General features: G+C 34.5%; 20 protein-coding genes. 3 read left to right on the top strand and 17 right to left on the bottom strand.

Annotated elements, in window-relative coordinates:
- Positions 1 to 7: 7 nt before the first annotated feature.
- Complete coding sequence (locus tag ACLTBU_RS12360) at positions 8 to 271, bottom strand: cupin domain-containing protein (RefSeq protein ID WP_337531227.1); 264 nt, start codon at positions 269 to 271, stop codon at positions 8 to 10.
- Between the two features lie 149 nt (positions 272 to 420).
- Between ACLTBU_RS12360 and ACLTBU_RS12355 the strand changes: the two genes are divergently transcribed.
- The gene (locus ACLTBU_RS12355) at positions 421 to 1,494 is read left to right on the top strand and encodes a glycoside hydrolase family protein (RefSeq protein WP_412219151.1); all 1,074 of its coding nucleotides are present in this window, start codon (positions 421 to 423) and stop codon (positions 1,492 to 1,494) included.
- 1 nt (position 1,495) lies between these two features.
- Here ACLTBU_RS12355 and ACLTBU_RS12350 read toward each other — a convergent pair whose 3' ends face one another.
- Positions 1,496 to 2,152, bottom strand: coding sequence for a hypothetical protein (locus ACLTBU_RS12350; RefSeq protein WP_412219149.1), 657 nt, complete (start codon positions 2,150 to 2,152; stop codon positions 1,496 to 1,498).
- A complete protein-coding gene (locus tag ACLTBU_RS12345; RefSeq protein WP_412219146.1) occupies positions 2,149 to 4,059 on the bottom strand; it encodes a hypothetical protein in 1,911 nt (636 codons plus the stop codon). Before ACLTBU_RS12345 ends, ACLTBU_RS12350 begins: the two co-directional genes overlap by 4 nt.
- A 213-nt stretch (positions 4,060 to 4,272) precedes the next feature.
- Between ACLTBU_RS12345 and ACLTBU_RS12340 the strand changes: the two genes are divergently transcribed.
- Positions 4,273 to 6,546: a hypothetical protein gene (locus ACLTBU_RS12340; RefSeq protein ID WP_412219144.1), complete on the top strand. Its 2,274-nt coding sequence runs from the start codon at positions 4,273 to 4,275 to the stop codon at positions 6,544 to 6,546.
- A 145-nt stretch (positions 6,547 to 6,691) separates the two neighbouring features.
- On the opposite strand, the gene ACLTBU_RS12335 is transcribed toward ACLTBU_RS12340, so the two are convergent.
- Positions 6,692 to 7,015, bottom strand: coding sequence for a winged helix-turn-helix transcriptional regulator (locus ACLTBU_RS12335; protein ID WP_177671736.1), 324 nt, complete (start codon positions 7,013 to 7,015; stop codon positions 6,692 to 6,694).
- 132 nt (positions 7,016 to 7,147) lie between these two features.
- Between ACLTBU_RS12335 and ACLTBU_RS12330 the strand changes: the two genes are divergently transcribed.
- Complete coding sequence (locus tag ACLTBU_RS12330; protein ID WP_412219141.1) at positions 7,148 to 7,552, top strand: pyridoxamine 5'-phosphate oxidase family protein; 405 nt, start codon at positions 7,148 to 7,150, stop codon at positions 7,550 to 7,552.
- Between the two features lie 92 nt (positions 7,553 to 7,644).
- Here ACLTBU_RS12330 and ACLTBU_RS12325 read toward each other — a convergent pair whose 3' ends face one another.
- From ACLTBU_RS12325 to ACLTBU_RS12265, 13 genes are all read right to left on the bottom strand, one after another.
- A complete protein-coding gene (locus ACLTBU_RS12325; protein ID WP_320649675.1) occupies positions 7,645 to 9,267 on the bottom strand; it encodes an ABC transporter ATP-binding protein in 1,623 nt (540 codons plus the stop codon).
- Entirely contained in the window at positions 9,261 to 10,907 is a 1,647-nt protein-coding gene (locus tag ACLTBU_RS12320) for an ABC transporter ATP-binding protein (protein ID WP_412219138.1), read from the bottom strand. The genes ACLTBU_RS12325 and ACLTBU_RS12320 overlap by 7 nt, the downstream gene beginning before the upstream one ends.
- Before the next feature lie 140 nt (positions 10,908 to 11,047).
- Positions 11,048 to 11,575, bottom strand: coding sequence for a peptide-methionine (S)-S-oxide reductase MsrA (gene msrA / locus ACLTBU_RS12315; protein ID WP_177671732.1), 528 nt, complete (start codon positions 11,573 to 11,575; stop codon positions 11,048 to 11,050).
- Between the two features lie 72 nt (positions 11,576 to 11,647).
- Positions 11,648 to 12,691 carry a PTS fructose transporter subunit IIC gene (locus tag ACLTBU_RS12310; RefSeq protein WP_320649677.1) on the bottom strand — a complete coding sequence of 348 codons (1,044 nt, stop codon included), beginning with the start codon at positions 12,689 to 12,691 and terminating at the stop codon, positions 11,648 to 11,650.
- A 155-nt stretch (positions 12,692 to 12,846) separates the two neighbouring features.
- Entirely contained in the window at positions 12,847 to 14,013 is a 1,167-nt protein-coding gene (locus ACLTBU_RS12305) for an AI-2E family transporter (protein ID WP_177671730.1), read from the bottom strand.
- A 13-nt stretch (positions 14,014 to 14,026) separates the two neighbouring features.
- On the bottom strand, positions 14,027 to 14,980 hold the full coding sequence (locus ACLTBU_RS12300; protein ID WP_249332775.1) for a carbohydrate kinase family protein: 954 nt from the start codon (positions 14,978 to 14,980) through the stop codon (positions 14,027 to 14,029).
- A gap of 76 nt (positions 14,981 to 15,056) precedes the next feature.
- Complete coding sequence (locus ACLTBU_RS12295) at positions 15,057 to 15,674, bottom strand: ATP-binding cassette domain-containing protein (RefSeq protein ID WP_412219136.1); 618 nt, start codon at positions 15,672 to 15,674, stop codon at positions 15,057 to 15,059.
- A complete protein-coding gene (locus tag ACLTBU_RS12290; protein ID WP_412219133.1) occupies positions 15,671 to 16,429 on the bottom strand; it encodes an ABC transporter permease in 759 nt (252 codons plus the stop codon). Before ACLTBU_RS12290 ends, ACLTBU_RS12295 begins: the two co-directional genes overlap by 4 nt.
- Entirely contained in the window at positions 16,404 to 17,369 is a 966-nt protein-coding gene (locus tag ACLTBU_RS12285) for an ABC transporter substrate-binding protein (RefSeq protein WP_249332778.1), read from the bottom strand. Before ACLTBU_RS12285 ends, ACLTBU_RS12290 begins: the two co-directional genes overlap by 26 nt.
- A 28-nt stretch (positions 17,370 to 17,397) precedes the next feature.
- Positions 17,398 to 17,934: a Fe-S-containing hydro-lyase gene (locus ACLTBU_RS12280; RefSeq protein WP_177671725.1), complete on the bottom strand. Its 537-nt coding sequence runs from the start codon at positions 17,932 to 17,934 to the stop codon at positions 17,398 to 17,400.
- 15 nt (positions 17,935 to 17,949) lie between these two features.
- Positions 17,950 to 18,792 (bottom strand): fumarate hydratase, encoded by an 843-nt coding sequence (locus tag ACLTBU_RS12275; protein WP_249332779.1) that lies wholly within the window; start codon positions 18,790 to 18,792, stop codon positions 17,950 to 17,952.
- 10 nt (positions 18,793 to 18,802) lie between these two features.
- On the bottom strand, positions 18,803 to 19,924 hold the full coding sequence (gene ytvI, locus ACLTBU_RS12270; protein ID WP_249332780.1) for a sporulation integral membrane protein YtvI: 1,122 nt from the start codon (positions 19,922 to 19,924) through the stop codon (positions 18,803 to 18,805).
- 1,120 nt (positions 19,925 to 21,044) lie between these two features.
- Positions 21,045 to 23,102 carry a hypothetical protein gene (locus tag ACLTBU_RS12265; RefSeq protein ID WP_412219128.1) on the bottom strand — a complete coding sequence of 686 codons (2,058 nt, stop codon included), beginning with the start codon at positions 23,100 to 23,102 and terminating at the stop codon, positions 21,045 to 21,047.
- Positions 23,103 to 23,235: the final 133 nt, after the last annotated feature.

Below are 23,235 nucleotides of genomic sequence, written 5' to 3'. Positions count from 1 at the left end.
TTCTCTTTTAATCATTATGTTTGTAATGTTTTTTAATAGGTTTTGTTACGTTCCAATGACATTTCATTCCTTTAGGGAAAATCACATAGTCTCCAGCTCCAAATGGATAAGCTTCACCATTATAAGTAACAGTTGCTTCACCTTCTAAAATAAGACAAACCTCTTCTTCTTCAAAATCCCATTCAAATTCTGAAACTTCACAGCTCCAAGTCGGGCAGTTTTTCATTTCTTGTTCTTCTTCCAGGCTAGGTTTTCTCACAATAACAACCATTTTTCTACCTCCTTTCTAGCATTCTCTTTTTTATTATGGTTTATTTCCCTCAAATTAACCCTTTTAATTTTTAATTATCTATATATTCATTTATTAGTCTAGAATTTTATATTATAATTTACATAATTTATATATAGGAGGTATTAAAAATGGGGATACAAACAAAGAGTTTAAAAGAAATAAATTTAAGTGACTTCATGCTACCTGCTCCAGTAAATGGCGGATTTAGAATGGAAGGCTACTGGGTATGGTGTGGCAGTGTTGTGAAAGGAGAGGATGACAAATATCATATGTTTGCTTCAAGATGGAGTAAGCATTTACCCATGCATCCAGGTTGGCTCGTAGGTTCAGAAATAGTTCGTGCTGTATCTGATACGCCAGAAGGACCTTATGTATTCCAAGAAGTTGTATTAGATAGACGAGGGCCACAGTATTGGGATGGTAGGTCAACACATAATCCCATGATTATAAAGCATAAAGATAAATACTTACTTTATTATATGGGAACTACTCATCCATTTAGCGAAACTTTTACTAAAGAGCAGCTACAATTAGGTGGAGATGTACATATTTTAACGTGTTCTAACCAAAGAATAGGCCTTGCTATCTCCGATAGTGTCTATGGTCCATGGGAAAGATTTGACACGCCTATCTTAGATACAAGGCCTGATTGTTTTGATAACTTTATGGTAAATAATCCAGCACCTATTGTAAGTGCAAATGATGAAGTCCTTATGGTCTATAAATGTATGGGTTACAAAAAGGATTTAAATCAAAGGCTCCTCTTTGATTTTATGAAAATGAGTGTAGCCACTGCACCTCATTATAGAGGACCATATGCTTCTGTCTCTCATGAAGTCATCTTTGATCCAAAACAATTTAATCTAGAAGACCCATTTATCTGGCAAGATGAAACTGGTGAATTCTTTATGATTGCTAAAGATATGGATGGCCGAACATGTACAGAAGCTAGAGGAGGCATATTCGCTTCCTCCAAAGATGGTTTAGAATGGGAGCTCCATAAAAACAAGCTATCTTACTCTAGAAAAGTGCTTTGGGATGATGGCGTAGTACGCACTATGGGTAACTTAGAACGTCCTTTTATTCTATTTGAGGCTGGCAGACCTACACATATGTTTTTTGCTACCTCTGATGGTGTAGAAGGCCTATCAGACTGCAAGAATACATGGAACATGGTTATCCCACTTCGTCCTATTTTCTAATCTAAAGCTTGCTATTATTCTTCTTTAACTTATGATAAAACTTAACCTCTACTTCTGCTAAGTCCTGTTCTTCTTTCATGCCTCTTATGGAGTAAAGATAAAATACAATCTGTCTTACAATAACAGGCACTGTCATCATCATCATGAGGCATACCATTTTACTAAGACTTATATCAATAGCTTCAGTCTGAAATACCATTCTAAGTAGGTTCATAAAAATTTCTAAAGCTACTGTAAAAACAATGGCTAGCCAACAAAGTGTTTCTAAAAAGGTTTCAAAATGAAGCTCCTTAAGATAGTTACTTTGTTCCTTAATTTTAATGACCTCTTCTGTAGATTCCTCATTCCCTTTTTGTTTATTAAACTTCTTCATCCATCTTTTAAAAGGTTTAGATGGTGCAATTATTTGCACCATCAAGCATCCTACAGTAGTGCCTAATAGTGCTAAAAGCGTACTAAAATTAAGGTAACTTGCAATGTTATAACTTTCTGGGTACATAGCAAAAAGGATACTGTTAAAGATGATACTTACAAAAAGTAATGTACACCAGTAAACTACCTTACTTCCTACTAGGCTAATTTTCTGCCTGAATTTGTGCTGCATCGTAAAAACAGTAAGCCCCATGCAAAGCGCTAGTAATTCTACAAATAGAATCATGATACATCCCCCTCTACGCTATAGTTTTGATCTATTTCATGAAGGTTCTTAATGTATTCAAGTCTTAAAGCAAGATCAGACATTTTTTGATTTGCCCAAATGATAAACTTCGTTTTAATGAGAAGATACTTTTCATCTGTATCATAATTCCCTTCGCCCGTTAGATACATCTCCTGACCTGAAAGGATGCTTGCTAAGTTAAATTGGCATAATACAGCCACGAAAGCACTATACTTGTCTAATTTTTCAAGTGGACACCACATGGAGTAACCACTTTCAATGCCTTCTGGAATAATCTCAAAGTGCTTAAGGAAGCTCTCAATCGCCAAAAGCGTATGCCCTAGGCGCTCATCTTCCTTACATTGTGTATCTCCTGCCATAATGGTAGCAATAAGGAGCTCTTCTATAGCCTCTTTCGACCTACCTACAATGTCTCTATTCTTCTTAGCAAAAAGAGGTGTCTTCTCCCTCCCTTGCATCAGTGCAAAGAGCAGAGTAAGCCCATCAATAAGTACGGCAAAAGCAATACAGAACCACGCCATTGCTTTTGAACTACCTGGCTCCAATAAGTTCTTAACAGGCAGTACATATAGGTTATGCATAACATATTCAGAATCTGTTAAGTTAATTTGCTCTTTTAAATTTCCTGTTTGATTAAGGAGATAAGCTGCATTTTTAATCTCCGACTGCATCTGGGTATAGAGTGTCATAGCATCTTCTTCTCTTATAATACCATCTGGCATAACTTGCTTTTGAACTACTTCAAGAGGCTGCATAATCACCTCATCTGCATCTCTTAATGCTAAGAAATGATTAAGGTTCTCTTTAAACTTGGCAGATTCCTCTGCATCTAATCCACTTACACCCGTATAAAGATTGGTTAATAATGTAGAAAAAATACTTCTATCCCCTTCTCCTCTCATCATGAAACCAAGAGCATAATCTTGAATAGCATCCATCTGTTTATCAAAGGCTGTCTCTGTTCCCTCAGGTTCTACAAGCTTATACATGGATGCTACAAGCTTTTGAATCTGCTCTTTATTCGTCTCTGCTTCTATACTCTTATTAATGAACTCCTCTTTGCTTTGCCCACCTAAGATAGCCTTAACCTCATTTTCATAAAGCTCATTTTTAAGATCAGCATCTTGCTTAGTAGTGTCCGTAATCATATTTCCTACAGCAGCATTATACTTAGCCATATCTTCATAATACTTATCTAGATTATCTCCATAATTGTTGATATTAGGCTTTTTAATGGCATTAGTCTGAGCATTAATCTTCCCTCCACTTACCTTAATACCATTAATCTTCTCTTCCAGTACCTTATTTTCTTCTACTTGTTTAGATAGGCTACTGTACGACTTATTAATTTCACCTACTAAATCAAATATATAGCCTTTCATTTCATTTTCTGACTGGTCTTTCACAAGCTGATACTTCTGTGTCATATTGCCATAAATCTGTTTGTAACGTTCCTCTAAATAATCCACTGGTGAATTAATGTGGTTATAAATACCTATGTATGAAAAATAGGTTGAACACGCTGTGGCCATGACCAAAATCATAACGAACCATATCTTAAAGTACTTTCTAATCGTATGACTCATACAAAATACAATCAGCTGAATAGCTAATGCAAATAGAAGAGGCGCACTTAATTTAAATGGTAAGTTGACCCCACCAAAGTAAACTTTACTCCCTTCATAAGTAGTGGCCAGTGATATAAGCTGTAAAAATACTGTTACAATTACTACAAGCCATGCAAGTGTATTCTGATTAAAAATAATATCTGTTCCTCTATAGTCATTTCCACGTAACATATTCTGATAAAATTGCTGCTCTTTTTTCACGCTATGTTTCTGGTAAGCTTTTTCTAGTTTAGTGCTTAGCCAAGTTCCTTTTGGCATTTTATCACCTACTTTTCATTAAAAATAACATCTCTTACCTCTTATTATAAAAGCCAGTTCTTATAAAAGACCGTATATTTTTCTTAAGCTTTCTTTAAGAATTCTTATATTTTGTTAAGAAGTATACTGTTATTCGGTGTTATTTTTTGTTTATTTAATAATTTTATGTTAAAATTTATTATATTTAAACACTTATGAGAGGATTTATAACCGATGATTACCTATAATTTAGATGGAAGCATCAACAAATTAATTTGGGAAAATGATTTAGCAATTAAATTTAGGCAAGATGAGTACAGCGGCCCAAGTGTTTTTATATGGACCAAAGAAGATAGTGAGCCTATTAAAGTTAAGTTTCATCCAGCTATTGGAAGTTTGAAAGGCACCTACAATAATCTACTCTTTGATATGCATTATGAAGAAAGCAACTACCAACTAGAACTTACATTATTTGTGCAAAATCACTCTGATCATGATTTTACTCCTAAAAGGCTCGAACTCAGGTTAGGTATTGATACTTATATGGAAAAGTTCCCTGACTGGGATAACCGCTTCTTCCCTACTATGATACGTTGTGAAAGCACACATACTTGGGGATACATGCGTTCACCAAAAGGAAGCCTACTAGCTCTTGCATCCAAAGACCCTATAGCTTCTTGGCATCATAGTTACTCACGTGCTTACTATGACCCAGTATACAGTGATACGGGGCATCGTATTTACACAACGAGTTTGGATTTACTAAATGAAGGACCTCTCCCCATACGTCACCCTCAATCTCTTAGTTGTATACCTGCTAGAGAATCTAAAATCTTTCGTATATTACTTGCACATGTAGAAACAGAGGAAGAATTACTTCCTACTTTAGAGCATTACATAGGTATGGCTAGCATTAAAATGGATAAATACACTTATGAACTAGGTGAACAAGCTACAGCAACTTCCTTTGGCGCTCTCACCTTTAAGGCCCCAAGTGGAAAGGTTTATACAGATACAACTTGCGTTACACTAGATGAATACGGTATATGGCAAGTCCTTTCCTCTCACCAAGATAAGATAAATGAGGCACTGATTTATGTACGCCAGCCTTGGTCTTATTATCTAGATGAGGCACGTAAAGCTGCCCTTACTTATAAGCAGAAAGCTACTACGCATACAGAATCCTGGTATGGCTTTTTCTCTGCCTTCTTAGCTAGGAAGTATCATCCACAGCCTGAGCTTGATGAAGCTCTAGAGCAAAAATTTGAAGAGGTTTATCAAGTTATGCTCCATGAGGATATCCCTGTCGAAGCTGCCCTTCCAGGTCGCATCCAAAACTGGGCCCAGATGATTGGGCTCCTTGTAGATGCCTATGAAGCTACCGGTAACCTTCTTTATCTAGATAGAGCGGACAAACTTGCAAGCCATGTTATGAAACACCAAAGTGACGATGGTGCTTACCGCTGTGGCTACGGTGTACATTATACTTGTGTCATTTACATTGCTAAGGCTATGCTTGAACTTTATCTAGCAGAAATTTCTAGAGCGGAGCCTGTTTATAAGGAACGCGCTCTTATTCACTACGAAAGTGCTAAATGTGCTATAGATGATTTAGAGAAGTTCAAAGATAACATACAAACTGAAGGAGAGATGACCTTTGAAGATGGTATGATTTCTTGTAGTAGCCTGCAGCTTGGCATGTTTGCTCTTATCCAGCAAGAGCAAGTCCCAGATGACCACGTAGACCCTACACCTTATATCCAAGCTGCACGCTATATGTTAGATAAACACCGCTGCTTAGAACTTACCCAAATCCCTGACTGCCGTATGCGCGGTGCTACCCTTAGATTTTGGGAGAGCATGTATGACGTTATGATTTTACAAGGCCTAATGACAAGCCCACATGGCTGGACTTCTTGGAAAAACTACGCAACTTACTACTTATATCGCTTAACAGGTGAAAAATGTTACCTCACTGACCTTATGGATACACTTGGTGCCTGCATGCAAGTTATCGACTATCAGACTGGTAAATTAAGATGGGCCTTTGCCACAGACCCTTACATAGAAGCTGACGTATTCGTTCCAGATGAAATGCGCCCTGGCAAAGGCAAAATGGTTAAACAAGTTATAGGGGAACAATATATTGATATGGTATCCGATTGGTGGCATACAGATCCAGCCATAGTTAGCATGGGCTACGCCTACCCAGATAGAAATATGACAGATGGTATCTACCAGGGCGGTGCCTGTGATAATGATGTCCACGAGCACTTTAAGTGCCTTGAAGAAGTTGCGCTCACCAAATCCTACATTCACCAAGAAGATGATGAATTGCTTCACTATAACTGTAAGATATCCCTTACAGATAACCACCTTACGATTACGCCTTCTGAAGCACTTGTAAATGAAGTTATTATTCGATTAGAAACATCACTTACGCTCCACATTCCAGAGTGGAACCGTACCCTTGAACTACTCCCTGGACTTTATACAATTCAAAAATAATTAAGCTATTATCTTAGATATATTGTTTTATACATACTACTTCTTAGCTTCAAATATAAATAGATAGATATATTTATCCTACATAAATTTCAACATTAAAAAGAGCCTCCTTCGATAGAAAGGGGCTCTTTTTAAGACCCAGATTTTAATCCTTATACATGCTCTGATAATGTTCTCCCCATTTCCATAGTGCATCCATAACAGGTTGTAAGCTATAGCCTAACTCAGTTAATGAATATTCTACTCTAGGTGGTACCTCAGGGTAAACTTGGCGTATCACAAGTCCATCGGCTTCCATAGCACGTAAATTCTGCGTTAATACCTTTTGACTAATATTTCCTATGGAGCTTTTTAACTCTCCAAAACGTTTAGTTCCCGGGAGTAAGTCTCTTAAAATTAAAACTTTCCATTTATCACCAATAAGATATAGCGTTGTTTCAATAGGGCAAGGTGGTAAAAGTCGTTGCATCACTCATCCTCCAATAGTTTCTTTTAGGTACCTATAGCACTTTAAAGTGCTTACTTTCCAAACGATACTTTTAATATTATTATAAATTCATAAGCAACCGGTGGCAATAAAATGAATAGGAAGGCATTAACAATGAATGAAGTGATACAATTTTTAAATGAAAATCCAGTACAATATTTTGCTACAGTAGGTTTAGATGGTAGACCAAAAGTAAGACCTTTTCAATTTATGCTTGAGCAAGGTGGCAAACTATACTTCTGCACAAATAATACAAAAGAAGTTTATAAAGAAATGCAAAATACTCCTTATGTAGAAATAGTAACATCAAGCTCAACTTTTGCTTGGATGCGATTAAGTGGGAAGGTAACATTCTCTAATGATTTAGAAATTAAGAAAGCGATCATTGAAGCAAGCCCACTTGTAAAATCTCTCTATCAAACAGCAGAAAATCCTATTTTCGAGATTTTCTACCTTGATGAAGCAAATGCTGTGATAGCTGATTTTTCAGGAAATCCACCTAAGACATATGTATTATAAATTAAGATATAACTATACATATAGCACCTCTTAACGCTTAGAGGTGCTATATCATTTACTAAAACAACTAATCTCCTAGGTAGTTCATATTTCTACATACTCACTACTTGTTGATGATTGACTTTAAGCACCTTATCATAGCGATGCTTCGTATCTTTAAAAAGTACATGACTTACATTAATAACTGTTACGCCTTCTAAGGCTAGTATACTTTCTTCTATTTCCTTTGCCCTTTCCATATCAAGTGCTGCAAAGGCTTCATCTAGGAAGATAATACTTGCATGTGCTAGAAGCCCTCTTGCAATAACCACTCTGCTTCTTTCCCCTCCTGATATGTTCTTACCATTATCATAAATCATAGTATCTAATCCATCAGGCAAACTTGCTACAAAGTCTGTAAGCCCCGCCTTCTTAAGGGCCTCCTCAATCTCTTCTTCACTATAATCCTTATAAAGGGTAATGTTATTTCTCAAGGTATCTTCAAAGATGAATACCTGTTGTTCTACATTGGCTACCTGTGAAAAGAAGTCTTGTTTTTTAATATCCTTTAGGCTATGCCCATCAATTAGAATTTCACCCTTTGTAGGGTTAAAGTACTTTCTAAGAAGTTTAAGTAGTGTAGACTTCCCACCTCCACTTGGCCCTACAATGAGATATTTCCCACCTTTTTTAAGTTCTAGCTGTACATTCTCAAGTATCTTATCAGACTCCTCATAACCAAAGTCTACATTTTCAAGGATGATACCTTCTTTAAAATCCTTAAAGGCTACAGTCTCTTTATAGTTATCTTCATTTTTAAGGGTTTCTTCAATCTTTTTCATTAAGTCTTTAACTGTAAAAATCTTTGGCAACTGCTCAGTCATATTCATAACAGGCCACATAACCTTTTGAAATCCTTGCACGACAAGGAATACACCACCTATAGTAATGGTTCCTTTAATAGCCATAAATCCGCATACGGCACATACTGTATACATCATTAAGTTCATTAAAGCATTTTCTGAAGCTTGGATGTAAGAAAGAATCTTATCTATAACATATCCTTTTTGCTGAACCTCTTCGCTCTTTTCATTAAAACTATTTTGTACACGTTCACGTAAGTTGTTACTCTTAATAATATGAAAAGCTGATAACACTTCTTTAGTATAAGAAGTATAACCCTCGAATAAATTACTGCGCTCCTTCATATGCCCAGAAACAGGTTTAGAAGTCGCCATAGAGAAAATAATACTTAAACACATAACACCTAATGCTAATAAAATCACCCAAGGTGTAACTGTAGCAATCATCCAAATACCTGCAAAAAAGTTAAGTAGACATACTCCAATTTCATAGATACTATCCGTTAGATTGACCTCTAACAGGTTAAAGTCATTTGTTAAGCTAGAAATATATTTAGCGTTATTCTCTTTATGAAATTCACTAATATTTTTACCGAAAACACCTTTTACATAGTAGCGCTTCATATTAAGGTTCGCCCGTCTCTTATATAAAGCTCTTGTAACTGCTGTTAAAATACATAAAGGTACAAGACATACAGCCATCAAAATCAACACGCCAGCTGTTTCTTTAAAATGGGTCATATCACCACTTAACGCAATATCCATAAGCTCTTTCATTTTAATAAAAGTATAAGAGTCTACTATGGCAAGTACTCCTGCACTCACTAGTGCTATACATAATATAGGCAGTGCCTTAAACAATTGCTTTAACATACAACCACCTCCCCAAAGTAGTCTTTTGCACTGTACGTATGAACTTTTCGATTCTTAAGCTCTAATACATAGTCATACTCTTGTGTTATCCCTTCATAGTAGCGATGGCTAATGGCTACTACAGTACAATCTAAACCAAGAAGTTCCTGCTCAATTTTTCTCCCCATCTCTTCATTGAGAGCTGAAGTTCCTTCATCTACAAAAAGAATTTTTGCATTTTTCGCTAAGGCCCTTGCTATAGAAATTCTTTGTCTTTGTCCACCTGAAAGATTCTTACCATTTTCTAAAAGCATGGTTTCAAGACCATCCTTCCCTTCAAGTAAGTCATCAAGCCCCGCTTTATGGGCTGCTTCTAATACCTTCTGGGTAGATATATCTTTATAAAGGCTAATATTGTTATGAATAGTATCTTCAAAGAGAAATACATCTTGGTATACAAAGGCTACCTGATTGTTAAAATCACTTTCCCCTATAGCCTTATAATCTTTTCCATCTACCACAATACTTCCCTCATAGTCATCATAAATCATAGATAATAGCTTCATCAAAGTAGATTTGCCCGCACCACTTACCCCTTTAATGAGATACTTCTTACCCGCTTCTATGGTAAACTGTGCCTCCTCTAAAATTTTGCCTGCCTCATAACTAAAGCTTAAATCCTTTACTTCTATAACCTGATTAAAGTCAAATGTTAACCCTTCTTTATTTTCATTTACAGAGCAGCCTTCCTTCTGTGTAATCTTATCAAAGATACGCTTAGAAGACTTAATTACATTAAAACGTGGTAGTATCTCTACAAGAGGGAATATCAAACTGCTACAAAGCTGTACGGTTATCATTTGTATCCCTAAGTTCCCTCCATTAGCCATCTTAATACCTACATAAACAACAACACCTACTAATATAATGTAACTTGCAAACATCATTAAACTACGTTGCTGTTCACTGTAAATATTAAAAGCAACTTTTCTCTTTTCAACTTTATTAATAGCTTCTAAACTCTTATCTAAGAACTTATCTTCTATATTATTAAGCTTTAAAATCTCTAATCCATTAAAAGTATTCGCTACATCTACTGTAAAATGTTCGTTTTGCTCAGAGACTTGTTCCTGCAAGCTTTCTGTCTTATTAGAAAAGAGCCTTGCAAAGAAAAACATTCCTATAGAAATCCCTGTCATAACAATTCCCAGTTTAAAGTCTACTACATAAAGAATAATCAGGCATACACTATAAAGTCCACCCATATAAATGACATTAAGCAAGTTTAAAAAGAAGTTATTCTCAAAAGTATTTACATCATTAATAAGATGTGACATATAGACTTCTTTAGACTGCTTACTGAAATCTTTATATGAAATGCTAAGGATTTTATCAAAAGCTCTTTTTCTTACTTCTAATAAAATATCCCTCATAAATCCAATACGCATTAATCTACTTGCAATGTGTAACCCACCTGCTAAAACAGATGCCCCTATAGCCAAGATGACAATCCATCTAAAAAGTATAATATCTTTTTTATCTAGAACCTCAAACATCATTCCAAATAGCCCCATACGTATAAGGCTATCTACTACTGGTAAGAAACAGGCAATGATATAAATTGCAAACTGCTTCTTTTTATTAAGTAAAAGTTCTTTCATTTAATCCTCCCCCTTCATATGATTCAATTGTTTGAATTCTAAAATAATATTAAAGAAACATTGTTTCGTTGTCAATATAATTACGCAATATTGTTTTATTTATTTATGAATAAAAAAATAAGAGCCGAAGCTCTTAGATTTTAATCTGTCCAAGTTTGTTTAATAAAATCAGCTCGTCCAGATTCTATATATTCTTTTTGATAAGCATCAGGATTCTTTTTATAATAATCCTGATGATATTCTTCTGCTAAATAGAAAGGCATAGCAGGTAGTACTTTTGTGACAACAGGTTTGCTAAACTTACCACTAGCATCTAGATCCCTAATGTAGCCCTCTACAATGTCTCTTTGGTTTTCGTCTTGATAGAATACTGCTGTTGTATAACTTTCACCTCTATCAATAAACTGTCCTGCCTCATCTGTCGGATCGATAACCTTAAAGAAAATATCTACTAGCATTTCAAAACTTATCTTGTCTTCATCAAAAGTAATTTCTACTGCTTCTCTATGTCCTGTAGTCTGAGTTTTAATTTGCTCATAAGTAGGATTTTCTACATATCCTCCCGTATAACCTGATAATACACTTTTTACACCTTCATACTTATCAAAAGGCTTAATCATACACCAAAAACATCCACCTGCAAAAATCGCTTTTTGTAATTTACCCATTTCTAACCCCCCTCTACTCTAATTTCTTTCTTACTTTTTATTCCTTTAACTTCTTGATCTTAAATTTCTTATCTATTGTACTTCTTCCTCTACTACAGGTTTTTTAAGGAATCCTATCATAAGTGCTGCAACCACCACACCACTTAAAAAAGCAATCACAAACCCTATAGGATTTTCAATAACCGGAAGGATAAAAATACCACCATGTGGTGCTCTGGATGCACATCCAAAGAACATAGCAAGTCCCCCTGCTACTGCTGACCCCAGTGTTACTGAAGGTAATACACGAAACGGATCTGCTGCCGCAAAAGAAATAGCTCCTTCTGTAATAAATGAAAGACCTAATATATAGTTTGTAAGCCCTGCTTCTCTATCTTTTTTAGTAAATTTATTTTTGAATAATGTAGTTGCAAGCGCGATACTTGTAGCTGGCACCATACCACCAATAATAACCGCTGCCATAGCCGCATAGTTACCTGCATCAAAACAGATAACCGCAAACATGTAAGCCCCTTTATTTAAAGGTCCTCCCATATCTACTGCCATCATAGCTGCTAGTACGATTCCAAGTAAAATCTGACTTGACGCTCCCATACCCGTTAAAGTTTCAGTAATCATAGTATTAAGCATTGTAACAGGCGGGTTAACTACAAACATCATAACTGCACCTACTAATATAAGTCCTAATAAAGGATAAAGCAACATAGGTTTTAAGCCCTCTAAAGACTTAGGAATAAAGCAAAGCACTTTTTCAAGTAAAACTACTATGTATCCTGCTATGAAACCAGCAAGTAAAGCTCCAAGGAATCCTGCCCCACTTTGCTGAGCCAATACTCCGCCAATAAAACCAACTACCATACCTGGTTGACCTGCTATACTTACTGCAATGTAAGCTGCAAAAACAGGTAGCATAAATCCAAAGGTTAAATCCCCGATTTGCTTAAGAAAAGCAGATAACGGTGTATTTGAACCAAAGTTAGACGGATCTATTGCATAGTCATCAAATAAAAATGCTAATGCAATAAGAAGTCCCCCGCCAATTACAAACGGAAGCATATGTGTGATGCCATCCATCAAATTGCGATAAATCTTTTGCCCTATTGATTCTTTTTTCATTTTGTCTCTCCTCATTCATGCCGTCCACTTTTGTTTTCATGATGTCAGCATTCATTATTATATATACAAAAACAGCTTCAACCCGCACAGTTAGGGGCGAGATATTTTAAACCACTAAAATATCTCGCCCCTACTGCTATGCAGTACTGTCTTGTTTACTTTTTACCTATTTTGCATTTATATAAACGATCTATATAGACACCTATCAGTGCAGCCGTTGGTACGGAAGCTATCATTCCTATACCTCCAAAATAACTCCCTCCAATTAGAACAGCTATTAAGATCCACACTGGTAGAAGTCCTACCTTGTCCCCTACTATTTTAGGTTGAACAATATTACCATCAATTTGTTGATAAAGTAAAAGAAGTACAGCTCCTGTTATACCTAATCCTAAACTTGTAAAAGCTCCGAGTACAAACGCAAGTCCCGAACCTACAATAGGTCCTACATACGGAATAACATTTGTAAAACCTGCTGCAACTCCTATTAAAATAGCAAATGGATGTTTAATAAGTATCATAAGTAGTACCGATACAACCCCTACAATAAAGGAATCCAGTATTGTACCCAATAAATACTTTCCAACCACATCATCTAACGTTTTGACAAAATCAATTATATTATCTTTTACCTTTGGTGTACATACAATAGTTCCAAATTTACTAATCATGGCAAAAAGTTTTTCCTTATCTTTAAGGAAATAGAACGTTAAAATCACTGATACAACTAAATCTATTACAAAAGAACTGAAAGAAGAAATTAATCCACCCAGGCTATTAATCAGCAACTGTCCTCCATTAATAAGGAAGTCTTTAACATAATTAAAGATATTAATATTGGTTATATCTATATTTAAAGTATTTAAAACTTTGCCTATTTCTTTCATCCATATATTAAACTGTGCTTCATACTTAGGAATAGAATGAATTAGAATTTTAATGTTGTCAAATAATGGTGGAATGATAAAGTTAATAATCATTGCAATAAGTCCTATTACAGCTAGAAAAATAAGCGTTACACTTATAAGTCTAATACTCGCTTTACGTTTTTCTCTATCTCTTTTAGGTACAAGTTTATCAAGTCCTTTATTTATCCAATTCTCAATATATACAACAGGATAATACAGTAAGTATGCAGCTATAAAAGCATTTATAACCGGAGAAATAACACCAAAGAAATTCTTAATAGCTTCCCAAATTGTCATGATTAAATTAGGTGCATTATCTACTGTCTTAAAAATGACAATCAAAATACTTCCTACGACAACCGATGTAAGCCCTACCAAAAAATACTTTTTATAAGCCTTTAACTTTTCTAGCATCTATTGATCCTTTCTAATAGCTTTTTTCTACCCATACAAGCTGCTCTCTATGATGAAGTACAGCTTCCTCACTCATTTCCGGGGCAATTGTTTCTTCATGTGCAATTGTTAAGACAGACATAGTATTAGCAAATTTAACAGTATCTTTCATACTCTTGCCATTCATATATCCATAACCAATTCCTGCAACAAAGGCATCTCCAGCACCTGTTACATTAACAACCTTTGGATTAATTACTCTAACAGTACCTTCTTTTTCACCATCAAAATAATAAATCCCATCACTATCAAGGCTAATAAAAACCTTTTTAAGCCCTTGTGCAATAAAGTATCTTCCTGCTTCTCTTATAGATTCTTCATTATCAAGTGGGAATCCACATAAGATTTCTGCCTCATAACGATTTGGCTTAAATGTATGAAGATGTGGAATAAGGTGTTTTACTGTTTCCGCTTTTGCAGCAGATACAGGGTCTAAAATAATATTAGTATACTGTGCAAAATTCTTTACAATGTACTCTGCAATTTTTGGATTATCCGCATCTAAGATAACATACTCTGCATTTTTAATAAGCTCCGCTTTAGAATCTACAAATTCCTCTGTGAATAAATCCGCAATACTAATATCTACCACAGCCGAAACCATCTCACCATTATCATCTAAAATCGCGATATAAGTTGGTGTAGATGCACCCTCTACAATTAATGAATCACTCATATCAAAATTTTGTTTATTTGCATGTTCTCTAAGGCCTTTGCCTCTTTCGTCATCACCTAGAACAGAAATAAATTTTGTATTTACACCTACTCTAGCCATATTTTCAGCAATATTTCGGCACACTCCACCATAAGACATCTTTACTGAGCCAGGATTGGAGTCGTAAGCTCTATAGTTTGAATGGGTGAATCCAAAAATATCACAAATGGACATCCCAAATACAAGTATATAAGGTTCATTTAATCGAGTCATTTTTTCGTCTTCCTTTTCTTTATGATTATGCTATTTTATCATACTCTTAAAGAGATTTCATTCATCTGTATAATATTTAAATTTTGTAAAATTTTACAGGCTTTTCGGCAAGCTTGTAGATAATATCACCTAATAACATCCCCTCTTGTTGGTTATGCGTAATAAGAAATACCGTTGTCCTATTCTCCCTCCAATGTACCTTAAGCCTTGTTATAATGCGCAATCTAAGTTCATCATCTAATCCTTTAAAAGGCTCATCCATAAAAAGAATACTATCCCTACATACAATAGCTCGAGCTAATACCACACGCCTTTGCATCCCACCACTTAAATCTTTAACAGAATAATTCACATAATCTATTAATTCCACAAGTTCCAATGCTTTATTAATTAGCTTATCCATTTCTTGCTTTTCTACAGATGATTTTAAAACAAAAGCAACATTTTCATATACATTCATCCATTCCACAAGACGATCTTCTTGAAATACTACAGCTATTTTTTTATGACTAAACCCTAAAATTTGACCTGCTTCATATTTTTCTAGCCCCAGCATCATCCGAAACAAAGTAGTTTTACCACTACCAGAACTACCAAGAATGACATTCACCTTGCTTTCTTCAAAAGCACAATTAAAGTTTCTATACAAAAATTCACCTTTATATATTTTGGAGAGATTTTTAATTTCTATCATATTTTATTCCCTCCCCTTCTTATAAGTTTTGCTACTAGCATCTCGCACAAACTACTTAGTATTACAATGATAACCACCCAAGCAAATAAAGTTTCCGTCTCCAAATAAGACTTAGCACTCAAAAGATTATATCCCATAGAATACTTGGGTACTGCTAATACTTCTGCAGCGATGACTACCTTCCAAGACAAACCTATAATCATACCCAAGGCAGACTCTATATAAGGCCTAACTTGCGGCAAGTAAAGATCTTTTAAAATATATCTTTGCTTTACCTTAAAGATATATGCCATTTCAAGTAGATCCTTATTTACCTCTTGAAGGCCCTTTAAAATATTCGTATAAACAACAGGGTAGCACATTAAAAAGCAAACAAAGATAGGCACATTATTTTTGGTAAACCATAAAAGTGCCAATATAATTACTGCCATTACAGGCGTACTTTTCAAAGTAGTTACAAAAGGTGTAAAAAGTTCCTTTATAATAGGTAAAAAATAAGCCATCAGTGCACTCAAACTTCCTAAAACAAAAGAGATGACTACTCCCATAAAAACTCTATAAAAGGTCATACCTATATCATAATAAAAGTTTGCTTGCCCCAAAAGCTCAAAAACCTTCCCCATAGTAGCATAAAAGGAAGGCACTAAAATGTCCTTCCCTACTATGTAATGTACAACTTGCCAGGTCATAATCCAAAAGAAAATGACCCAGCATTTCGTTATTATTTTTTTATTGCAGTGTGTAGAAAGCTTCATCTGGCAACTTGCCTCCTACAGCTTTTGGATTAGCCTGCTCTAAAATTTCATAGAATTTATTTAAAGAATCTTTAGAAGCACTGCTATCTCTATAAACAATATTACACTTTGGAATAGCTACTTTTGCAAGAGCTGCATTGGGCACAATACCAAATTTCTCTACAAGCGCTGCTGCATCCTCTAAATTTTCATCTATAAATTTTACAGAAGCCTCATAATCTTTAAGGAAAGCTTCTATTCCTTTGGCATTATCTTTGACAACATTAGCATTTGCAATGATAATCCCCATTGGCAAATCCATTTGATTAAGGTTATTCCAAGCTTCATTAACATCGATTGCCATGCGGATATTTTCATTCTTAGCAAGCACTGTTGTTACAAATGGCTGAGGTAATAGAGCAATAGTACCTTCTTCCGCCATAAGCTTTGAAGCAATATCAGAGTGATTGCCCATAAACTCCACTGTTACATCTTCACCAGGTACTAAGCCTGCTTCATTTAAAATGTAGTTTAATACAAATTCTGGCGTACTATCTTTACCACTTGAAAGAATTGTTTTCCCCTTTAAATCCTCTATATTTTGTACAGTTTGTCCATTTTCGACTATATACAAAACACCTAATGTATTCATACCTAAAAGTTTAATGCCACCTTCTGTCTTGTTATATAAAACAGCCCCTAAATTAGAAGGTACACATGCAATATCTAATTCACCACTCACAACCTTACCTACGATTTCATCAGGACTTTGATAAAGTGCAATATTATATTTAGGATTTTCTGCACCTTCCATCTCCTCAAGCATTTGAACCATCCCAATTCCTGTTGGCCCATTTAAAGCCGCTACTTCTAGCGGTTCTACTGGTTTAGTCGCACATCCTCCAAGTAACACAGCACTCATCAAACTTAGTACAGCAAATATTTTTTTAGCTTTTTTCATCATCTTATCCCCTTATCTTATGATTAATTTAAGCTTCTTCTCTGATGTATAAATTATGTCCCTCGCTGTCGATTGTTACAATTGCCGGAAAATCTTTTACTTCTAATTTATAAATGGCTTCAGCACCAAATTCCTCATATGCTACACATTCCATTTGTGTTACACACTTGGATAAAAGAGCGCCAGCTCCACCTATCGCGGTTAAATAAACACTTCCATAAGTTTTCATAGCTTCTATAACATTAGCATTACGAAGCCCTTTACCTATCATAACAGTTTGTCCTTGTTGCATCATCCATGGCGCATAGGCATCCATACGCCCACTTGTTGTAGGACCGCAACTTCCTATAACTTGCCCAGGTTTTGCAGGTGCAGGGCCTGCATAGTAAATAGCTATATGTTTTAAATCCACAGGTAAAGCTTTACCCTCTTTTGCTTCTTCTAGTAAACGTTTATGTGCTGCATCCCTTGCTGTATACATAGTTCCAGTAAGCAAAATACGCTCTCCTGCCCTTAGATTCCTAGCTTCTTGCTGAGTTATTGGTAAATGAATATGTTTCGTCATCCTTTATGCCCCCCCTTATAAACAAGCACTTATATGTCTATTTACATGGCACCCAATATTAATCGCAAGCGGCATAGATGCAATGTGACATGGATAAGTTTCAATATGTACCGCAAGAGCTGAAATATCTCCGCCTAACCCTTGTGGTCCTATACCTAACTCATTGATTTTTTTAAGCAATGAATGCTCTAACTCTTTCATACGTATATCTTCATTAGACGAACCTACTTCTCTTACAAGCGCCCTCTTTGCAAGCTCTGTACACTTTTCAAAGTTACCACCTATTCCAATCCCTACTACCATAGGTAGACAAGCATTAGGCCCTGCAATTTTAACGGCTTCAATTACAGCATTTTCTACACCTTGAATCCCCTGTGACGGTGTGAGCATGTAAACTTTACTCATATTCTCACTGCCGCCCCCTTTAGGTGCAAGCGTAATCTCTAGAGAATCTCCTTCTACTAAATCATAATGAATAACAGCAGGTGTATTATCTCCTGTATTTTTACGATAAAGAGGATTTTCTACTATAGATTTTCTAAGGTATCCATCTTTATATCCTTGCCTTACCCCTTCATTAATAGCATCTGTCAAAAGGCCACCTTCAATACGAACATCTTGTCCTAAGCTTACAAACACAACAGCTGTACCTGTATCTTGACAAATTGGAATTTGTTCATCCTTTGCAAGGTATGCATTCTCACAAATATCATTAAGAATTTCTTTCCCTAATGCATTCCCCTCTACAGTTCTACTATGTTCTAAAGCCTTTAGCATATCGTTTGGTAAGTTACAATTGGCATCTATACACATCTGTCTAACTATCTCTACAATCTGGTTTACATGTATTGTCTTCATGTTGTCCTCCTTACTTAATCTCTTCTTTATTATAAAAATCTTCTACTTTTTTGAATGGTGAAATCAGCCCAATAGCTTGAAGTGTCTTTAACATCACCACTGTAACAGGACCTAGTATAAGTCCAATCACACCAATTAACTTAAATCCTATATACATGGACATAAGTGTTACTAAAGCATATACTCCTATCTGACTTGAGAGCACTTTAGGTTCTAGTACCTGCCTTACAACCACAATCAGTCCATATATAGCTAATAATCCTACAGCTACAACGATATTCCCTGAAACCAAATGAAAAATAGCCCAAGGAATAAGTACAGCTCCACTTCCAAACATAGGCAAGGCATCAAAAAGAGCAATCCCTATAGCTACAAGAAGTGCATACTGTCTTTGCAACACAAATAATCCCACAAGGCAGATAGTAAAGGTAAAACACATAAGAATAAGCTGTGTCTTTACATATCCTCCTAACGCCGCCTTAAGCCCATCCTTCATTAGAATAGCTTTACTGACTACTTTCTCTGGAATCTGCGCTTTTACAAATTGTCCTATCATCCTATAATCTTTTGTCATAAAAAAGACTGCAATCAGCACTACAATAACAAAAAATAATCCATTAGGTACTTTAATGACTACATTATAAGTCCCTTCCACCAGGCCAGTTAAGAAACCACCGATATTATTTAAAACTGTATTGATTACATCATCAAGAGATTGGAATGCCTCAGGCAAAGGTAACTTATCCATAATGCCTTGGAATTGAACTTGAATATCATCTAGTACAAGCATCATTTCTAATTTATAGTTCGGAAATGCTATGGTAAAACCTACAATTTGATCCCATAGCTGCTTAACAAGGAAAGCAATCATCCCAAAAACAGCACTTAGTACTGTTACCATAGAAACCAAAGTTCCAATTCCCCGAGGAATTTTAAAGTGTTTCGATAAAAATGTTACAACTGGATTTAATAAACTTGCTAAGATCCAAGCAATAATAAAGGGAAGAACTAGTTCAAAAATATATTTAAAGAAAAAATATACTCCAACCACTCCAAGTAAAATATAAATAGCTTTCATGAGCTTCTTACCGACTCGGTCATACCATTTTTCTATGCGCTCTAATAACAACAAGCAACACCTGCTTCCTTATTTAAATAACACTATAACTTTATGCTATAACTTGCATCTCTCACTGTCAAGCTACTTAGAAAAATCTAACTATTTATGAGTATAAAAAAAGAGACACCATATTGGGGAAATATGGTGCCTTAAAATAGAGTTTTGTAAGGGTTTGCTATTTACGGGATATAACCTTGTTACTTTTATGTGTAATTATATGTTTAGGGGAGTTTAGAAATGATGCAAATACGGAATCTTTACATTTATCTAATCAAGGGTTTAGGGGAATAAAAGCAACAAAAAATTACTCCCGAAGTAATATTTTATATTACTTGTCCGTTCGTTTTATATAATAACAGCCATTTTTGAACATAATTCGACCTATTTGTAAACTAATTGTTAACGAAACCGTTTTATTGAATATTTTTCTCTATTTACCGACTTAAAAGTCTTCTTTCTGACTATATTATACAGCTTACACTTCTTGTAAGCTAGTATAATTTTTAACAAATATATTTATTTTATTTTATAAATATTCAATCACATACAGATACAAAAAAGGTCTTACAGCTCAACTGCTGTAAGACCTTAAGTATGCGATTGGGGGGACTCGAACCCCCAAGCCCGTTACAGGCACTAGATCCTTAGTCTAGCGCGTATGCCAATTGTAATATTTGCACGTGAAAGCATTGATAATCAATGAGATTGTATGATGAGCACTAGATTTTCTTAGAAATTGCGTGCTAAATTCTATAACTGTAGCTTAGCAAGAAATACTACTATTTTCAAGGTATGTTATAATGAACAGTCATATCTAAACAAAGAAACTAATATATTGTTAAAACTACAATTTCTTATTACTCATTGAACAGGAAATTGGTATCCTTTCCCCAATCAGGTCAATTACTAAGTTTCTTCCTCAAAACATCTTACTTTTTATGATTTGCACGTATAATTTTTAGTCATGATTACACCCTAATATTAATTATATTTGTGCGCAAATCTTACTTCTATACTTTTACAAACAAAAAGAGTACAACTTAATGTACTCTCACTAAATATGCATCTATTTTCCAGTATATGTTACAACTATTTTTTAGTAGTTATCAATATTAACGTATGCTTAGTATGTTTAATTTAGTGCTAACAACCTTTTCTTCGTAACACCATACATATCCTCTATATAATCTTTATCAGAAAAATACTTAGACTCTTTTATTGCATATTCTAATAACTCTTTTCCATATTTAGGTTCTGCCTTTAAAATAGTATTTTGAAAAACTTCAAAAGACTTCTTAACTAAATATATTTTTACTTTATCTACTCGTTTATTCAACAATTTATCTATAAGTTTAATGGATGCAAGAATAATTACTCCAAGCATACATACTATCCATGTTAAATATCCTTGTAAAATATTTAATCCTAAGAGCATTTTTCCTACTTCCCCTAGTATAACACCTAATATACACACTATAAATAACCATAATTTAGATAAATAGTACACCCCTTTCCATAACTTAAATCCCTTTTCATAGCTTACTAACTTTTCTTGCATTAGTTCAATGTGTTTTTGATTATTCTCTTTCAATTGTCTATCTAATTCTTTTTCTAATCTCTCCTTTTCATTCAATATTTCACCATGTTTACGTACATCATTTAGTTTTAGTGCCTCTGCTAAACTTGCATGGTTTATTTTTGAACTATCTCCTTCTGTTACTTCATATATATGCTTCTTACTTAATGCATCTAGTCGTAATTCACTAGCTTCTATATCTGTAATTTGCTTGTCTTTCTCTAATTTACTAACAACATCTATAAATTTTTCCCAAAATTGTCTAGTTGGCCTTTGTGTAGCTAATGCATCTGCAATTAACCTAAGTGATGGTAAGTCAGCAGAACTAGCTGTAGACTTAAACCATACTATACTCGTTAGTAATGTATCATCTATACTAGCTGGATAATCTTCTCTTTTCTCTATTTCTTTAAAATATTTATTTATATGATAAATTAAATTAGAGTTAGTCGCTACAAATATGGCTTTACAATTTTCAATCCTCTTATAATTATTTCTATCCCTTAATCTATATACTGCCGCTATTGACTCAATATCATTCTTCCTTCTGGTATCTTTTTTATAAGAAATACGTTCTGAAATGTATTCTTCAAACTTTATCCAATCAATATTTCTATTGTAATCTTGGTAATCGGGCATTTCCTTACAATAGATTTTCAATCGTGCTAAGTCTGATTTCACTGTCATCTTATATGCCGTAGCCTGTATATCAGTAATATTATTCTCTATAAGATATTCATAATTATATGATTGTTCTAGTCTACCCCTCTTATATTTCAATATATATGCGTCCAATATACCTTTTACTTCATCTTCATTATGTTCGAAGTAACATACCTCTGCTCCTATATCTTGTAATAGTTTTACTAGCTCAGTACACGCTTCCTTAAGTGCTTCTCCAGAGTACCCTAATATATGCATTAATAGAGGGGTATCTAAATATACTTGGGTATCCTTGAACCTCATCTGCTCTCTTAATCTTGTATTCTCTTGCATATGTATAGCCGAAACTAACATAGCCCCTTTTACAATATCCTTTATATAGTTATACACATAGATGTTATGATTATATACATACTCAATAAATTGACCAATTCTATAATTCCATATATCCTTTTGATCTACACTCAATACACTATCATTCTCAATAACTGTATATCCATATTTACTAAGATATTCTATCAGTCTCTTATCTATTTCGCTTTTTTCAAATACAATTTCTTTTTGTTGTAAAAAAGTATATAGCTCATCCAACACTCTTAATTGATTTTGTTGCGCCTTACTTCGTTCTTCCTCAAAATTACCTATTTCTATTTGTTTTTCCGTATAGAAAAATAAATTTTTTTCTCTTCTCAAATACCCATAATTATTAGTCGTCAATCTTTTCAATAATGCTTCTAAAACATTAGATGGTATTTTTATTCCAAACTCATCTAATAACCGCCTTTTTGTATCATTAATTGAAACTATATCTGCTTTTTTATCGGTTAGTATGTATAATACAAATGGTATTATCATATCAATGTAATCTTTATTATTATTAGATTCTATACTCATAATAGCAAAACTAATAATGCTTTTATCGTTCGACATAAATTTCACCCCATATTGCATTATAGCACACCTCCTCATTTTTTAAAATTTTAAATATATATAATTTTATAGATTTATTCCCTATTGATTAACCTTTTATTCATTTATTTATTTTATTTCCTCTATAGTATTTATATGTAATACCTAGTTGTAC

This window comes from Zhenhengia sp. (assembly GCF_046966505.1).
GTDB classification, from domain to species: domain Bacteria; phylum Bacillota; class Clostridia; order Lachnospirales; family Cellulosilyticaceae; genus Zhenhengia; species Zhenhengia yiwuensis.
This window is presented reverse-complemented; position numbering and strand designations above follow the sequence as displayed.

Excerpts from the sequence above, each read along its gene's own strand:
- ACLTBU_RS12295 (WP_412219136.1), bottom strand. The coding sequence starts at position 15,674 with ATGATAGAAATTAAAAATCTCTCCAAAATATATAAAGGTGAATTTTTG.
- ACLTBU_RS12310 (WP_320649677.1), bottom strand. The coding sequence starts at position 12,691 with ATGAAAAAAGAATCAATAGGGCAAAAGATTTATCGCAATTTGATGGAT.
- ACLTBU_RS12325 (WP_320649675.1), bottom strand. The coding sequence starts at position 9,267 with ATGTTAAAGCAATTGTTTAAGGCACTGCCTATATTATGTATAGCACTA.
- ACLTBU_RS12360 (WP_337531227.1), bottom strand. The coding sequence starts at position 271 with ATGGTTGTTATTGTGAGAAAACCTAGCCTGGAAGAAGAACAAGAAATG.
- ACLTBU_RS12290 (WP_412219133.1), bottom strand. The coding sequence starts at position 16,429 with ATGAAGCTTTCTACACACTGCAATAAAAAAATAATAACGAAATGCTGG.
- ACLTBU_RS12285 (WP_249332778.1), bottom strand. The coding sequence starts at position 17,369 with ATGAAAAAAGCTAAAAAAATATTTGCTGTACTAAGTTTGATGAGTGCT.
- ACLTBU_RS12265 (WP_412219128.1), bottom strand. The coding sequence starts at position 23,102 with ATGCAATATGGGGTGAAATTTATGTCGAACGATAAAAGCATTATTAGT.
- ACLTBU_RS12320 (WP_412219138.1), bottom strand. The coding sequence starts at position 10,907 with ATGAAAGAACTTTTACTTAATAAAAAGAAGCAGTTTGCAATTTATATC.
- msrA (WP_177671732.1), bottom strand. The coding sequence starts at position 11,575 with ATGGGTAAATTACAAAAAGCGATTTTTGCAGGTGGATGTTTTTGGTGT.
- ACLTBU_RS12280 (WP_177671725.1), bottom strand. The coding sequence starts at position 17,934 with ATGACGAAACATATTCATTTACCAATAACTCAGCAAGAAGCTAGGAAT.
- ACLTBU_RS12355 (WP_412219151.1), top strand. The coding sequence starts at position 421 with ATGGGGATACAAACAAAGAGTTTAAAAGAAATAAATTTAAGTGACTTC.
- ACLTBU_RS12335 (WP_177671736.1), bottom strand. The coding sequence starts at position 7,015 with ATGCAACGACTTTTACCACCTTGCCCTATTGAAACAACGCTATATCTT.
- ACLTBU_RS12345 (WP_412219146.1), bottom strand. The coding sequence starts at position 4,059 with ATGCCAAAAGGAACTTGGCTAAGCACTAAACTAGAAAAAGCTTACCAG.
- ACLTBU_RS12305 (WP_177671730.1), bottom strand. The coding sequence starts at position 14,013 with ATGCTAGAAAAGTTAAAGGCTTATAAAAAGTATTTTTTGGTAGGGCTT.
- ACLTBU_RS12350 (WP_412219149.1), bottom strand. The coding sequence starts at position 2,152 with ATGATTCTATTTGTAGAATTACTAGCGCTTTGCATGGGGCTTACTGTT.
- ACLTBU_RS12340 (WP_412219144.1), top strand. The coding sequence starts at position 4,273 with ATGATTACCTATAATTTAGATGGAAGCATCAACAAATTAATTTGGGAA.
- ACLTBU_RS12275 (WP_249332779.1), bottom strand. The coding sequence starts at position 18,792 with ATGAAGACAATACATGTAAACCAGATTGTAGAGATAGTTAGACAGATG.
- ACLTBU_RS12330 (WP_412219141.1), top strand. The coding sequence starts at position 7,148 with ATGAATGAAGTGATACAATTTTTAAATGAAAATCCAGTACAATATTTT.
- ACLTBU_RS12300 (WP_249332775.1), bottom strand. The coding sequence starts at position 14,980 with ATGACTCGATTAAATGAACCTTATATACTTGTATTTGGGATGTCCATT.